This is a genomic window from Chitinophaga sp. 9-1-y (assembly GCF_059511905.2).
In genome coordinates this window covers 7660215-7674018 of record NZ_CM197955.1, presented here as the reverse complement: position 1 = coordinate 7674018, position 13804 = coordinate 7660215, and the positions used below count along the sequence as shown (strand labels likewise).

The 13804-nt window shown below is 44.2% G+C and carries 11 protein-coding genes; 8 read left to right on the top strand and 3 right to left on the bottom strand.

The window, feature by feature from the left end:
• Nucleotides 1-138 precede the first annotated feature (138 nt).
• The 5 genes from AC5ZC7_RS30625 to AC5ZC7_RS30605 are packed head-to-tail and all read left to right on the top strand — an operon-like array spanning nucleotide 139 to nucleotide 8088.
• Nucleotides 139-2742 carry an NACHT domain-containing protein gene (locus AC5ZC7_RS30625; RefSeq protein WP_496161203.1) on the top strand — a complete coding sequence of 868 codons (2604 nt, stop codon included), beginning with the start codon at nucleotides 139-141 and terminating at the stop codon, nucleotides 2740-2742.
• Nucleotides 2743-2775: 33 nt separating this feature from the next.
• Nucleotides 2776-3684 carry a transglutaminase domain-containing protein gene (locus AC5ZC7_RS30620; protein WP_496161202.1) on the top strand — a complete coding sequence of 303 codons (909 nt, stop codon included), beginning with the start codon at nucleotides 2776-2778 and terminating at the stop codon, nucleotides 3682-3684.
• A 16-nt stretch (nucleotides 3685-3700) separates the two neighbouring features.
• Nucleotides 3701-5551, top strand: a complete 1851-nt coding sequence (locus tag AC5ZC7_RS30615) for a chloride channel protein (RefSeq protein ID WP_496161201.1) — start codon at nucleotides 3701-3703, stop codon at nucleotides 5549-5551.
• Between the two features lie 34 nt (nucleotides 5552-5585).
• Nucleotides 5586-6191 (top strand): NAD(P)H-dependent oxidoreductase, encoded by a 606-nt coding sequence (locus AC5ZC7_RS30610; RefSeq protein ID WP_496161200.1) that lies wholly within the window; start codon nucleotides 5586-5588, stop codon nucleotides 6189-6191.
• A gap of 1 nt (nucleotide 6192) precedes the next feature.
• The gene (locus tag AC5ZC7_RS30605; RefSeq protein ID WP_496161199.1) at nucleotides 6193-8088 is read left to right on the top strand and encodes a monovalent cation:proton antiporter-2 (CPA2) family protein; all 1896 of its coding nucleotides are present in this window, start codon (nucleotides 6193-6195) and stop codon (nucleotides 8086-8088) included.
• 2 nt (nucleotides 8089-8090) lie between these two features.
• Here the strand turns inward: AC5ZC7_RS30605 and AC5ZC7_RS30600 are convergent, their stop codons facing one another.
• The 3 genes from AC5ZC7_RS30600 to AC5ZC7_RS30590 all read right to left on the bottom strand — a co-directional run bounded on the left by AC5ZC7_RS30600 (nucleotide 8091) and on the right by AC5ZC7_RS30590 (nucleotide 9936).
• Nucleotides 8091-8339 (bottom strand): hypothetical protein, encoded by a 249-nt coding sequence (locus tag AC5ZC7_RS30600; RefSeq protein WP_496161198.1) that lies wholly within the window; start codon nucleotides 8337-8339, stop codon nucleotides 8091-8093.
• Nucleotides 8340-8345: 6 nt separating this feature from the next.
• On the bottom strand, nucleotides 8346-8600 hold the full coding sequence (locus AC5ZC7_RS30595) for a hypothetical protein (RefSeq protein ID WP_496161197.1): 255 nt from the start codon (nucleotides 8598-8600) through the stop codon (nucleotides 8346-8348).
• A gap of 160 nt (nucleotides 8601-8760) precedes the next feature.
• Complete coding sequence (locus tag AC5ZC7_RS30590) at nucleotides 8761-9936, bottom strand: DUF5009 domain-containing protein (RefSeq protein WP_496161196.1); 1176 nt, start codon at nucleotides 9934-9936, stop codon at nucleotides 8761-8763.
• A 152-nt stretch (nucleotides 9937-10088) separates the two neighbouring features.
• On the opposite strand from AC5ZC7_RS30590, the gene AC5ZC7_RS30585 reads away from it, so the two are divergent.
• The 3 genes from AC5ZC7_RS30585 to AC5ZC7_RS30575 all read left to right on the top strand — a co-directional run bounded on the left by AC5ZC7_RS30585 (nucleotide 10089) and on the right by AC5ZC7_RS30575 (nucleotide 13790).
• Nucleotides 10089-12131 carry a M13-type metalloendopeptidase gene (locus AC5ZC7_RS30585; RefSeq protein ID WP_496161195.1) on the top strand — a complete coding sequence of 681 codons (2043 nt, stop codon included), beginning with the start codon at nucleotides 10089-10091 and terminating at the stop codon, nucleotides 12129-12131.
• A gap of 166 nt (nucleotides 12132-12297) precedes the next feature.
• Nucleotides 12298-12687, top strand: a complete 390-nt coding sequence (locus AC5ZC7_RS30580) for a GxxExxY protein (RefSeq protein WP_496161194.1) — start codon at nucleotides 12298-12300, stop codon at nucleotides 12685-12687.
• Nucleotides 12684-13790 carry a carbohydrate-binding family 9-like protein gene (locus AC5ZC7_RS30575; RefSeq protein WP_496161193.1) on the top strand — a complete coding sequence of 369 codons (1107 nt, stop codon included), beginning with the start codon at nucleotides 12684-12686 and terminating at the stop codon, nucleotides 13788-13790. The genes AC5ZC7_RS30580 and AC5ZC7_RS30575 overlap by 4 nt, the downstream gene beginning before the upstream one ends.
• Nucleotides 13791-13804: the final 14 nt, after the last annotated feature.

Sequence of the window (13804 nt, the reverse complement as noted above, 5' to 3'; positions counted from 1 at the left end):
TTTATTTATTTTATATATATAATTCAATTTAATATTTCTTGTTCATTTTGTTCATTCGTGTTTTTCCAAATCTAAACGCAGATAGCGTACGTAATTAAACTTGTACCGACAATTCGAAAATCCATTTTATTGTCCCCTATGATTGATCTATCCTATGACTTTATCGTCACCTTGCAGAACGAAGTTTTACGCAGGTTCGGTGTTGAAGTCATATTGCCAGGAGATTGCAAACATCTCTCTCAGTCCATATTGGATGACACCACGAAACTGGTGAGCGAAACTACGCTCAAACGGGTGTTTGGTTTTGCTGTGGCTCAACACAGCTTCTCCAGATATACGTTGAACACACTTTCGCAATACTGTCAGTATAAAGACTGGGAAGATTTTCAGCAACATCATTACAGGATGCTGAATAATGAGCCGGTGTTTACCAGCGAAAACATGAATGTTCCTGTATTTGATCCTACAAAGTGGCTCGACCTTAAAAGTAAAGCGGATGCTGTATCCCATTACACCATCCTTACCCTCAAAAACCGCTCAGGTATTGCCTTCCCGTATACCGTACACCGGCCGTATTGTAATGCACATATTGAGAAGTTCCTGGAGAGCGACTATGCGGCTACCGCATTAATTGCTCCCTCCGGATGGGGTAAATCGCTCGCCCTTGTACATATGGCAGAACACTGCTGGTTTGGGAAAGAAGCCCGGTATAAAAGAGATATCTGCTGGTTTATTCACGCACATGCTGCAGGCAGCCTGTTGCTGAAAGGCTTTTCCCTTTCCACCTGGCTCGACAACCAAATGAACCTGGGCAACGGTGAAAACTTCCGCGAATATTTCGCCAGCCACTTCGATAAAAAGGGGGGACGCCTTATATTAATAATAGACGGATTCGATGAAATTGCAGTTGCCGGCGAAAAACTCCGCTTGCTTTATTCCAAACTGGAAGACTTTGTATACTCCAATGACCTGTATCCCTGGGTGAAAGTGATTCTTTCGATCCGGAGCAGCACCTGGGCAGAAATATTCCAGCACTCCCAACAATACCCCGCCTTCCGGCGCTACTGGTACCTGGGCGCTGAAATGGATGAAGAAACCAATATCAATATGCCCCAGCTCTCAGAGCAGGAGGTGAAGTCCATATTATATAACCACCAATTTGATCCGGCTACCGTACGCCTGTTTTCTGAAACCTTTCTTCAGAAATTAAGGTATCCATATTATCTGCAGTTGTTCTGCCAGCTCAACACCGGCCCAGATCAAACATTTGTAGATGAGCACCTTAGCCTGTTCGAGATTGTTTCGCGATTCATCCAAAACCGGGTGTTCAACTCGCAAAGCAATTCTTTCAAAATAAAAATCATTGAAAAATTACTGACCCTGCTGGATCTTGGCAGAACAGGAATTTATACAGACAAGAACCTGTTGCTCACGCAAAATGCCGAATTATTCCCCGCTTATAAGGAGTTACTGGCAGATAATATCCTGGTAGAAGAAAACCTGAGCCAGGAAATTATGTTCAACGTAAAGGTGCGCTTCGCCCATACCATGCTACTGGAATATTTTGTGGCAATGCACTACCTGAAACAAAACGGCCAGGAAATTAATGAAACCCTGCTCATGGCCATATTGGACCATTTGCCACAATCCCCTTACCGGATAGGTGTTTTCAGATGGCTCCTACGCTACGCTATCAATCACGCCCAGATAGATGGCATCATCAAAATGTTACATTTACCATTATCCAATATAGAAAAATCCCATCTGCTGGAATACCTCGTACTACACTACCAGCACGATGGCAATAACCAGGGAGAACTTAAATCTATCTTCCCGGCAGGCTTCTTTAAAAAGAACCTTATTGGCCCCTTTATCAGCGACGAATTTATCCATTTCAGAAAAAGAAAAGTACTGGCAGCACTGCTGGGATTGGCCGAAGCCCGGGAAGATAAACTTAAAATCAGGAGCAAACTCTTCACCATGGCACTGCTTCAACTGGATGCAGAGCAATGTGAAGTAGAGCTCAACAATATTAAAAAGATATATGCCGCAGATGAATTTGAAGATGAACTGTGGGTAACACCTTATGAAATACAACTGTTCATTTACGAATTCCTCAAATTTGGTATCGTGAATGAAGATATCCGGGAAAAGATTTACAACTATTTCCGTTACTGGACAGGCGCCAAAGGCGGGAAAAAACCCATCACAGAGCCACAGGAAATTGTATTCCGGAATATGGGTATTGTATTTACCCTGCTGGAAGACCATGAACACCTGCTGAATTTTACCACCAGTATATTTGAAACGTACCCTTCCTTACAACACCGCAAAACAGATTCGCTTCGTTTGACGCTCCTCTGCTGGCAGGCACAAGCCTATCTTGGATTAGGACAAACGGCGTCGGCTGCACGAATTTGCAGACATACCGACCAGGTCATTAAAAAATACTCCTCCGATTATTTCGGTGGCAAGTACCTGGAATCTGTACAGAAACTATTGTATGCCGGCGTCTACTTTAACGAACACGAATTCAATAAAGCCATTCGCACAGCGGAAACAGCAGTAGAGAATGCACAAAAGCTGGATTTCAAAGTGCTGGCACTCATGAATTTCGGTTTGCTGAATAAAATCTATCAGCAATTGCAGATGGATAAACAGAAAAATGATACCGTTCAGCAAATAGAACTCATCAGAAAAAGTACATCGTTTAAACAGGCCGTTTCAAATTTTGCGAGGTAATTATGGCATAATTTTGCTTTATTGCGTAGCATAATGGCCATTGACGAAAGCAAATACACACGGGTACAGTTACTACTGCTCAATTTATTGAGCCTGTTAACGTTAGCACTACTTGCACCTTACATGAATCGTTTTATTCCACCATTAGTGGCTAATGGATGGCATGTAGATTTGTTGGTAGCCGTGGCAATAAGCTTCTGCATAGTATATCTGCTTCGATGGATATTCCGGCCGCTCATCATCCCGGTGTTTTTATTGGCTTGCAGTGTAATGATATTTAATAAATATACCGGGCGCTATACTTTCAGTAATGTACTCAACGACTATAAAGGAATGGTGCAGGGTAACCTGGGTGCAAAAGATAGCAAACAACTGGACATCCTGAGCTTCTATCCCAGAAGGGTAGAAAGCTATCGCGATAAAACGGTAAGGGGTATACGGGAAAAAGTCAACTTCCAGGATTCCGTAGTCCGTAACTTCTCTGTAAAACACTCTCTCGAGTATTACGACCAATATTTCTATAAATACGGAAAAATCACCCGTTTTCTTTCACTGTTCCGTTATATCAACAGTCATTTTAAATATGTACTGGACTCCCGGCGCGATGAATATTTTGCTACACCACAGGAAACCATACAAAATGGATTGGGCGGCGACTGCGATGACCACTCCATTTTAATGACCTCCTGCCTGCAATCTATTGGTGCCCGTTGCCGTATTGTACTGATAAAAGGACATGCTTACCCCGAGTTGTTTTGTGGTGACCGGGAAGATTTTGAAATTATGAAACAAGCCATTGTCACCCTTTTTCCCAAGCCATTGGTCACCGAAATATATTATCACGAATTAAAAGGTGAATACTGGATTAACCTGGACTATACAGCCCGTCATCCCGGCGGCCCATATATGAACGATAAAGTTTATGCACTGATTGAGCTCTGATCCTTAAATTTGCTGCATGAGTAAATTTAGTCGCCTTCGGAAGTACCATCATTTTTTTCGATTTAAAAAGGATTTCGAACAGTACAGTCTAAGGCGTGCTAAAAGCTATGAACTGGCTTTACATTGGCTGCACAGTAAAATGAACCGGCAACAATTCCTTTTGCTATCCGGTATATTGGTAGGCTGCAGTGCCGGTTTAGCCGGAGTGATCTTAAAAAGCCTGGTTCACTATATCCACTATGTAATTACCTACAAAGTACATTTCCATACACAGGTGATTTTTTATATGGTGTTTCCATTCCTGGGAATTGTGCTGACAACGTTAATGGTAATCTGGTTTTTTAAAGGGCAATCGAGAAAAGGCATTCCCGCCATATTACACGAAATAGCACTGAACTCCAGCCTTATTCCGCCGGTAAAAATGTATTCGCAGATTGTGCAAAGCGCCATCACAGTAGGATTGGGAGGCTCGGCCGGGTTGGAGAGTCCGATTGCGGTGACGGGTGCTGCGTTAGGATCCAACTTCGCGCGGACATATCACCTGGGCTATAAAGAACGAACCCTGTTATTAGCAGCCGGCGCCACCGCAGGTATCGCTGCAGCCTTTAATGCTCCTATTGCCGGGATGATGTTTGCCTTCGAAATATTGCTGACAGGCGTAGTGTTTTCCGACTTCATGCCCCTGATCGTGGCGGCCGTATGTGGTAGTTTATTATCGAAAATAATTTTACAGGAAGAAGCCCTGTTTCATTTCGAATCCCGTGTGGCCTTCAATTATCACAATGTGCCCTACTATATAGCCCTGGGAATTATCAGTGGATTTTATGCGAGATATTATGTGGTCATCTCCCAAAAAATAGAACATTTTTTCCATCACCTCAAATGGACAGCCCTACAGCGGGCTATACTCGGAGGCATCCTGGTGTCGGCACTTTGCGTGGCTTTACCTCCTTTATTTGGTGAAGGATACAGTAGTGTAAAATCGCTGGCTTCCGGCGATGGTAATGCTATTTTACAGAATAGTTTTTTCCGGTATCTTCCCATGCAAAGCTGGATGCTGGTTGTTTTCACCGGTTGTGTATGTTTACTGAAAGCCCTGGCTGCGTCTGTAACTATCCAGAGTGGCGGTAATGGCGGGAACTTTGCACCATCACTGTTTGCCGGCGGATTCCTTGGCTTCTTTTATGCCATGGTATGCCAGCAAATGGGGCTGACCGATATCCCGGTGACGAACCTCGTCATTGTAGGAATGGCCGGGGTAATGGCCGGGGTGATGTATGCACCGCTAACGGCCATCTTCCTGATTGCTGAATCCAGCTCCGGATATGACCTCTTTATCCCGTTGATGATTGTTTCTACCATTTCCTTTTTGATGGCAAAATGGTTTTCCCCTATCTCCCCGGAACTAAAACAACTGGCCAAAGAAGGTAAAGTATTTACCCGGGCGCACGACAACAACATATTACTGCTCCTAAAAATGGAAGATGTGATAGAAAAAGATGTGCAACTCATTTCCATTGATGCTACCTTACGTCAACTGATTGAACTCGTAAAAGAGGGGCATAGAAATATTATAGCGGTGAACAATCATCAGCAACTGTTTGAAGGTATTATTACACTGGATGATATCCGCCCGATTATGTTTAACCCGGAATTGTATGATGTTGTAACCGTTAAAAAACTGATGCAGCCGCCGCCGGCAGTAGTATCTTTAAAAGATAATATTAACACGGTCATCAAAAAATTTGATGACGTACAGGCCTGGAACTTACCCGTAGTACACGATAAACGGCTGATAGGTTTTATCTCTAAATCCAGTATTCTCAATAAATACCGGTTACTGTTACAAGAGTATTCCGAAGGATAGCATTGCTTTTACCATTAAATCCTCTTTTCGTCAAATGGCCAAGGTTCTGATAAATTTTGCACATCCTGCATTGGAGAAATCCAGGGTACACCTCCAGTTGGTACGTGCCATTAAAAATATACCAGGCATTACTTTCAATGACCTGTATGAGCAATACCCTGACCTGGATATCAATGCCACGCGGGAACAAAAACTATTGGAGCAGCATGATATTATACTCCTGCAGCATCCGTTTTATTGGTATAGCGCACCTGCCATTATAAAGCAGTGGATAGACCTGGTACTGGAGCATGGCTGGGCGTATGGTCATACCGGGAAAGCGTTGCAGGGGAAATACCTCGGTAACATTATCAGTGCCGGTGGTTCTGAACAATCCTATCATCCGGAAGGCCACCATGGGCATACGATTCATGAGTTTCTGCTACCTTTTTCGCAAACCGCGAAATTGTGCAACATGCATTACATGGCACCCTATGTGATTTATGGGGTTCACCGACAGGATATTTCTGATATAAAAGAAGATGCTGTTGCACTGACGCAGGTGTTGGAAAAATTAAGCGACAAAAAATTTGATCCAACACCGTTGCCTGCACTAAACTATCTGAATCAAATTCTTCAACTACCCGAACAAACCCGTTAACATGGATCAACATTCACTCTTATTTCAGTCGATGGTATACCTGGCGGCAGCCATTGTATTTGTACCGCTGGCCAAGAAAATGGGGCTGGGAGCCGTTTTAGGCTACCTGATAGCGGGTATTATTATTGGTCCTTCGTTACTGGGTTTTATAGGCAGAGAAGGAGAAGACATTATGCACTTCGCGGAATTTGGTGTAGTAATGATGTTGTTTTTAATCGGGATAGAGCTGGAACCTGCACTGTTATGGCGATTGCGGGCATCTATTCTTGGGCTCGGCGGATTACAGGTGGTGCTGAGTGCTGCTGCCATAGCAGGTATTGCATTCCTGATCGGGCAACCGCTGAATACCTCGCTGGCGTTGGGAATGATTTTATCGCTTTCCTCCACCGCCATTGTATTGCAGACGCTGAATGAAAAAGGGTGGATGGGTACTGCCGCAGGGCAAAGCGCCTTCTCTGTATTATTGTTCCAGGATATTGCAGTGATTCCGATGCTCGCCATTTTCCCTTTGCTGGCCGGCAATGCAGCGGCTGATACCACCTCGCATTCCCATTCCCTGCGGGATAACCTACCAGGCTGGGGACAAACGCTGGTAGTGTTAGGAGCCGTAGCTGTGATTATTATTGCCGGCAGATACCTGGTAAGGCCCATCATGCGAATTATAGCCCGTACCCGGGTACGTGAATTATTTACCGCTACCGCTTTACTGATGGTAGTAGCCATTGCTGTGCTGATGAACCTGGTGGGTCTCAGCTCTGCGCTGGGGGCCTTTTTAGGGGGCGTAGTGCTGGCTAACAGTGAGTATCGTCATGAGCTGGAAAGTGATATTGAGCCCTTCAAAGGATTATTGCTTGGCTTGTTTTTCATTGCAGTAGGCGCGTCTATCGACTTCCGGTTGATCATGGCGCAACCTTGGCTCATCATGGGTTTGGTAGTTGGCATCATGGTATTAAAAGGCATCGTGTTGCTGATATTGGGTAAAATATTCAAACTGAATTTAGATCAAAACCTCCTGTTTGCCTTTGCATTGGCGGATATCGGTGAGTTTGCCTTTGTGTTGTTGTCCTTTACCAGTCAAACGCATTTGATGAGTGCTGAAATGAGCGCTATGATGACCGCCGTGGTGGCCATTAGCATGGCGCTTACCCCGCTGATTATGTTGTTGTATGAAAAAGTAATACAGCCATATTCTACCCGTTCTGAAGTAGCTGCTGAGCGGGAGGCAGATGCCATCAATGAAAAGAACCCGGTGATTATAGCGGGTTTCGGTCGCTTTGGCAGCATGACAGGGCGTTTCCTCCGTGCCAATGGTATTAGTGCTACCATCCTGGACCTGGATTCTGACCGGGTAGATGCATTACATAACCTGGGTATTAAAGTATATTATGGAGATGCGTCCCGCTATGATCTGCTGGCCGCTGCGGGCGCTGCCGATGCTAAAATGCTGATCATTGCTACAGACCATCCGGAGCAAACCCGCGACATTGTGAAGATGGCGCAACGCTATTTCCCTCACCTGCAATTGCTGGTAAGAGCAGAAAATAATGAAGATACCTTTGAGCTGATGGATCTGGGTGTACTGCATATTTATCGTGAAACGGTAGACACCTCGCTGCGTGTAGGCGTTGACGCACTGCGTATGCTGGGACAGCGCGCTTATCACAGTGAACGGGCAGCCCGTACTTTCTTCCGGCAGGATGAGCGCACCCTGAAAGGCTTGTCGGCCTTACGCGATGATAAAAAACAATATATCAACTCTATGAAAGAGCGTATTGAAGAAATGGAAAAACTCATTTCTTCTGACCGCGTTAAAACCTGGCTGGACGAAGGACAGGGCTGGGATCCCGAAACATTACGCGATGAAATCAGGGGAGAGAGCGGAGAAGCTACCTCCTGATGTTATTGAATATGTTCAACAATGAGTTCTGCTACGCGGTGTAACAATCCGATATCCACCGTGTTTAAATGCTCGTGTAATGGCTTGCTGGAGATGGCTCGTACAAAGCCTTCTTCATCTGGCTCAAAAACTATTTCATGTTCAGCAATGGTCACTTTGTACACCGTTTTAAATTGCTGATGCGCTGTTTGTACTTCCAGGATGTGTGGATGACCTTTGTATTCAAACTTGAGTGTGAAAATATCAGACATAAATTGTTACCGTTGCGCAGTATTGGCTTCATCACCGCTGTGACGGTGCTGGTAGCGCTTCATCCTGTTTCTTTCATCGCGCGAAAACTGATGAATTAACCACAGGGAAAAATAAGCAAGACCGCTGATGATAAATATGTAGCCTATAAATCCGAGCGTGTGGAATACCTTAAACCATATCCAGTCGTTGATGTAGGCGTACTGCGCTAAGATAGCTAAAATCACTCCTGCGATCACCAATATCACGGCAATTTTTTTCATGGGGGAACATTTTTTTGGGATAAAACAATTTTGTACCCGTAGCAACAGAGACAAACAAAATGCCATCTCCTTACTACCTGGTACTCAGGTGTACCGTTGTGTTTTCACGTAGATATATTTCTACATTACGCGTATTATAACGCAGGTTGGTACCTGAATGTTACAGTTGCAGACGAATTCCCAGCTTATTTAAACCTTTAACAACAAACAACATGGCGACTGCAAAAAAGGCGCACCAGAGTACACCTGGAATACCTTGCCCCAATACAGCAGGTAAGCCCACGCCCGCCAGTAACATGCCATAGAAAACAATGTCGGGCAGGATATATGTGAGGAGGGGATTAGCACCGGCAGGGCGGAAAAATGCGGTCCATTTACTGATATGCTTTACATCTATCAAAAAATACAAAAAGGAAAATACGGCGATACAACTGGCTGCGCTATATAAGCACCAGCTGGGCGTTGCATGAATTTTTGATACCTTAAATGCAGGCCGCAGGAACCACGCTGCTACCAACAACATGATTAAAAACCCGGTGACCCTGGACACCAACTTACTGCCTTTTAAACCCAGGTCTTCATCAAAATAAAACAGTGATACCACCATGCCGCACAACACAATAGATGTGTGTGCCAGATTCCTGCTTTGCGAAGTAAACTGACTCCAGCTGTTCTGATGATGTTGAATGAATGCATAGCCTCCAATACAAGCAGCTATCATCAACATAATACCACCCGCATTCCCCCTGAACAACTGATAAATAATACAGGCATACAGGTAAGCCCAACCAATCAGCCCCAGGATTCCCCACCACTGCGGACTTAACCGCTCACTGCCATCTCCGCCACGATAAATAATTCCTAACACCAGTAGTCCCAGCAGTCCAATACCTTTCAACATCCAGCCAATCCAGCGTTGTTGGAACGTATATACATTCCATACCAATATGGCGCATGCGTAAAACAATAATGCCCACAAAGCAGTACTCATCCCTGTTGCCGCAGCATTTAATTCTTCTGCATTTACCATAAAAACACCCAATACCCACAAGCCCAGTGTACGCCAGGCAATATGCTGCTGTAATTTCCAGAAGCTATCTCCTTTTGCCAAACGACTATTGATAGCAAAAGGAATAGACATGCCTACAATAAAAAGAAAAGAGGGAAACACTACATCCACAAACGTCATCCGGTCTTCTTCCGCCAGTGCATGCTGCATCCAGGAAGGAATACCGCTTACACCAGATACGCTATTCACGAAAATCATGACAAGAATAGTAATGCCCCGAAATGCATCGATCGATAAAATACGGCCGGATGTAAGTCTGTTGATCATAGTGTAGTGGGTTAGGAGTTGACTTCCTGACAAAATACAATATAAAACGAATATTTGCTTTAAATTATCCTGCTACCATTAAGCCCATTTTAATAGGGTGGGTCACAAAAAAATAATTACCTTTCTCCCGACAACAAAATTCTCTACAGCTTATGATGAAATACATCCTTACCGGAGCAGGTATAGCCACTATGGCTTGTTTTGTAGCCTGCAACCAGGGACAAAAAAGCGCAGACGCCCAACAAGCTACGCCCGATGCCGTTGCCGCTAATGTAGACAGTACGGTTAACCCCGCACAAGATTTTTTTGACTATGCCAATGGCGGTTGGGTAAAACGCAATCCCATTCCAGCGGAATATAGCGCCTGGGGAATTGGTAACCTGGTACAGGAAGAGCTTTATAAACGCCTTCGTACCATCAACGAAAAAGCAGTGGAAAACCCCACTGATGGTACTTCTAAAAAAATTGCTGCCTTCTGGAAAAGTGGGATGGACTCGGTGAAAATAAATGCCGATGGCATCAAGCCCATTGAAGAAGAACTAAAAGCTATTGATGCCGGTACCAGTATATCTCAATTGGTACAACTGGCCGCCAAAGCGCATAACATTTCCCTGTGTAGTTTTTACATCGCGCAGGATGCCAAAAACAGCGAAGTAATGCTGGTGCAATTTGGACAAGGAGGAATAGGCTTACCTAATCGCGATTATTATTTCAACACTGATGAACGCACCACTAAAATAAGAAATGCCTATCCGGCACATGTGGCCAAGATGCTGCAGTTCACCGGCATGGACAGCACCGCTGCGAAAAAAGCTGCTGCTGAAGTAGTAGCACTGGAAACCATCCTGGCAAAGTCCAGCCGTAAGCTAGAAGCCCTCCGTGATCCGGAAGCCAACTACCACAAAATGGCCGTGACACAATTGAATAAAATTGCCGGCAATGTTGACTGGGTGGATTTTCTCAAACAACAAGGTGTCACCCAATATGCTGACACCGTGATTGTGGGTCAGCCAGAATTCTTTACCACCTTGAGTAACGCGCTGAAATCGCAACCACTGACTACCTGGAAAAATTACATGAAATGGCACCTCATCAATAATGCAGCCGGTATGTTGAGTGATACCATTGCCAATACTGATTTTGCCTTTTATGGCACCCTGATGAGAGGACAAGATAAACAGAAGCCTCGCTGGAAACGTGTACTGGATGCAGAAGAAGGCGCTATCGGCGAAGCACTGGGTCAACTCTTTGCGAAAGAATTCTTTAATGCTACAGCTAAAAAGAGATATGAAAACCTGGTAGAAGAAATACGCGGAGAACTGAAAACCCGTATCGAACACCTGGATTGGATGAGCGACAGCACCAAACAAAAAGCATTGTACAAGTTGTCGAAAATCACCAAAAAAGTAGGCTATCCTGATAAGTGGAAAGACTTCTCTGCTATGGATATCAAGGATCAATCCTACTATGCAAACATGCAGGCTGCAGAGCATTGGTGGCAAAACTACCAGATCGCGAAACTGGGCAAACCTGTAGATCGTACAGAATGGGATATGACACCACAAACTTACAACGCCTACTATAACCCCAGTAACAACGAAATTGTATTGCCTGCTGGTATCTTCACCGTTCCTGGTAAACGCGACGAAGAGCTGGATGATGCCATCGTATATGGTTATGCCGGCGCTTCCACCATTGGCCATGAAATTACACATGGCTTTGATGATGAAGGCAGACAATTTGATGCCGCCGGTAACCTGAAAAGCTGGTGGACCAAAGAAGATGAAAAGAAATTCAATGATCGTGCAGCCGTAATGGTAAAGCAGTTCGACGGATATGTAGTAGTAGACAGCTTACACATCAACGGTAAAGCTACCCTCGGCGAAAACATCGCAGATCTGGGTGGTATATTACTGGGATGGGAAGCATTCAAGAAAACTGAACAGTATAAGAAAGGCGAAAAAATTGCCGGCTTTTCTCCGGCACAGCGCTATTTCATGGGCTATTCACTGGGATGGCTGAATCATACTAAAAAGGAAGCACTGGCAAAACAGCTGCTCACAGATGTACATTCTCCTGCTAAATTCAGGGTGAATGGACCATTCAGCGATGTAGATGCGTTTTATGAAGTGTATGGACTTAAACCCGGAGATGGTATGTACAGAGCAGATAGCCTGAGAGTGCGGATCTGGTAGCGAATATTTGTCTGGATCAGGATTAGACTGATTAGACTGATTTTATTTTTTTGATTTTTTATTTACCTTTTTAATACTTCTTGAGCCGGATTTTATTCCGGCTCTTTTTTTAATATAGTGAATTGGCTAAATTAGTGGCATTGTTTGTTTAACCTTTCCTTACTTTATGATTAACCCTGACTACAAGCATTCTGAGCTTACTGGTAAAATAATAGGATGTGCCATGCATATTCATCGGATATTAGGCCCTGGATTTCAAGAGGTGATATATCAGCGTGCATTAGCAATTGAGATGACAGAAAAGGGAATTATTTTCGAAAGAGAAAAAGAGAGTCCAATATATTACAAAGGACTATATGTGGGAGGACGCAGAGCTGACTTCATAGTTGAAAATGTGGTTTGTGTAGAACTAAAAGCATTAACAGTAACAGAACAAGTGCATTTATCGCAGGCACGAAGTTATCTTAAAGCATACAACGTGGAAACAGGATTACTTATTAACTTTGGCGCGCCAAGCCTTGAATTTAGAAGACTATTCAACGATAAATTTCAATGAAAACAAAATATCCTTTAATAAAAAAGAGTATCGGTATAATCAGTATAATCAGTATAATCAGTATAATCCTGGGAAAGACAAGTTCCGCCCAAACTTTCTCCGATGCCTTCAAACCATTTACCGGTACACCTAAACACTATATCTGCTACCGGACAAAAGGAAATGTAGCTATTGATGGCAAGATAGAGGAAGATTCCTGGAAGCAGGTGGAATGGAGCGCTGACTTTGAAGATATTGAAGGCAAAGCCAAACCAACTCCCCGGCTGCGTACCCGGGTAAAAATGATGTGGGATGATCAATACCTCTATATTGCCGCTGAACTGCAGGAGCCGCATATATGGGCCACGCTGCGTGACCATGATGCCATCATTTTTCACGACAACGACTTTGAGGTATTCATTGACCCCGATGGCGATACACATCAATATTATGAAATAGAGATCAATGCCCTCAATACCGTCATGGACCTGTTTATGAGCAAGCCTTACCGCAATGGCGGCGAAGCCCTCCTGAACTGGGATACCAGGGGAATCCGCACTGCTGTACACGTAAACGGCACCCTTAATAATGCGAAAGACACTGATAAAGAATGGACCGTGGAAATGGCCATTCCATTTACTGCACTCAGTTTCTTTAATAACAACCAACGTCCTGCTGACAATACTTTATGGCGGATTAATTTTTCCAGGGTAGAGTGGGACACTGATATCAAAAACGGTGAATATGTGAAACAACAAAAACCGGAAAACAACTGGGTTTGGTCGCCACAGGATATCATCAATATGCATGCACCAGAAAGATGGGGCTACCTGTTGTTTACCACTCAACCTAAAGCCGTATTTCAACTTCCCTCGTCAGAAGACGCCAAGGCTTACCTATGGCGTATTTACTACGCACAACTGGCCTACAGATACCGCAATGGCAAGTATGCCGCCAACCTGGAAGCACTGAAGCTACCCGCCAAAGAAACCGGTGCTAACGGACAGGCATATAATTTGAAAATGGAAGGCATCAGTACACAATTTACTGCCAGCATTACCGGCAGCTTCGCGGGAACGGTGACGATTAACCAGGAAGGGAAAGTGGTCTATAGCAAAAGATAAATTGTAACCTGGTA

Coding starts and splice junctions, on each gene's coding strand:
- AC5ZC7_RS30615 (WP_496161201.1), top strand. CDS start 3,701: ATGAGTAAATTTAGTCGCCTTCGGAAGTACCATCATTTTTTTCGATTT.
- AC5ZC7_RS30605 (WP_496161199.1), top strand. CDS start 6,193: ATGGATCAACATTCACTCTTATTTCAGTCGATGGTATACCTGGCGGCA.
- AC5ZC7_RS30580 (WP_496161194.1), top strand. CDS start 12,298: ATGATTAACCCTGACTACAAGCATTCTGAGCTTACTGGTAAAATAATA.
- AC5ZC7_RS30625 (WP_496161203.1), top strand. CDS start 139: ATGATTGATCTATCCTATGACTTTATCGTCACCTTGCAGAACGAAGTT.
- AC5ZC7_RS30585 (WP_496161195.1), top strand. CDS start 10,089: ATGATGAAATACATCCTTACCGGAGCAGGTATAGCCACTATGGCTTGT.
- AC5ZC7_RS30575 (WP_496161193.1), top strand. CDS start 12,684: ATGAAAACAAAATATCCTTTAATAAAAAAGAGTATCGGTATAATCAGT.
- AC5ZC7_RS30620 (WP_496161202.1), top strand. CDS start 2,776: ATGGCCATTGACGAAAGCAAATACACACGGGTACAGTTACTACTGCTC.
- AC5ZC7_RS30610 (WP_496161200.1), top strand. CDS start 5,586: ATGGCCAAGGTTCTGATAAATTTTGCACATCCTGCATTGGAGAAATCC.
- AC5ZC7_RS30595 (WP_496161197.1), bottom strand. CDS start 8,600: ATGAAAAAAATTGCCGTGATATTGGTGATCGCAGGAGTGATTTTAGCT.
- AC5ZC7_RS30590 (WP_496161196.1), bottom strand. CDS start 9,936: ATGATCAACAGACTTACATCCGGCCGTATTTTATCGATCGATGCATTT.
- AC5ZC7_RS30600 (WP_496161198.1), bottom strand. CDS start 8,339: ATGTCTGATATTTTCACACTCAAGTTTGAATACAAAGGTCATCCACAC.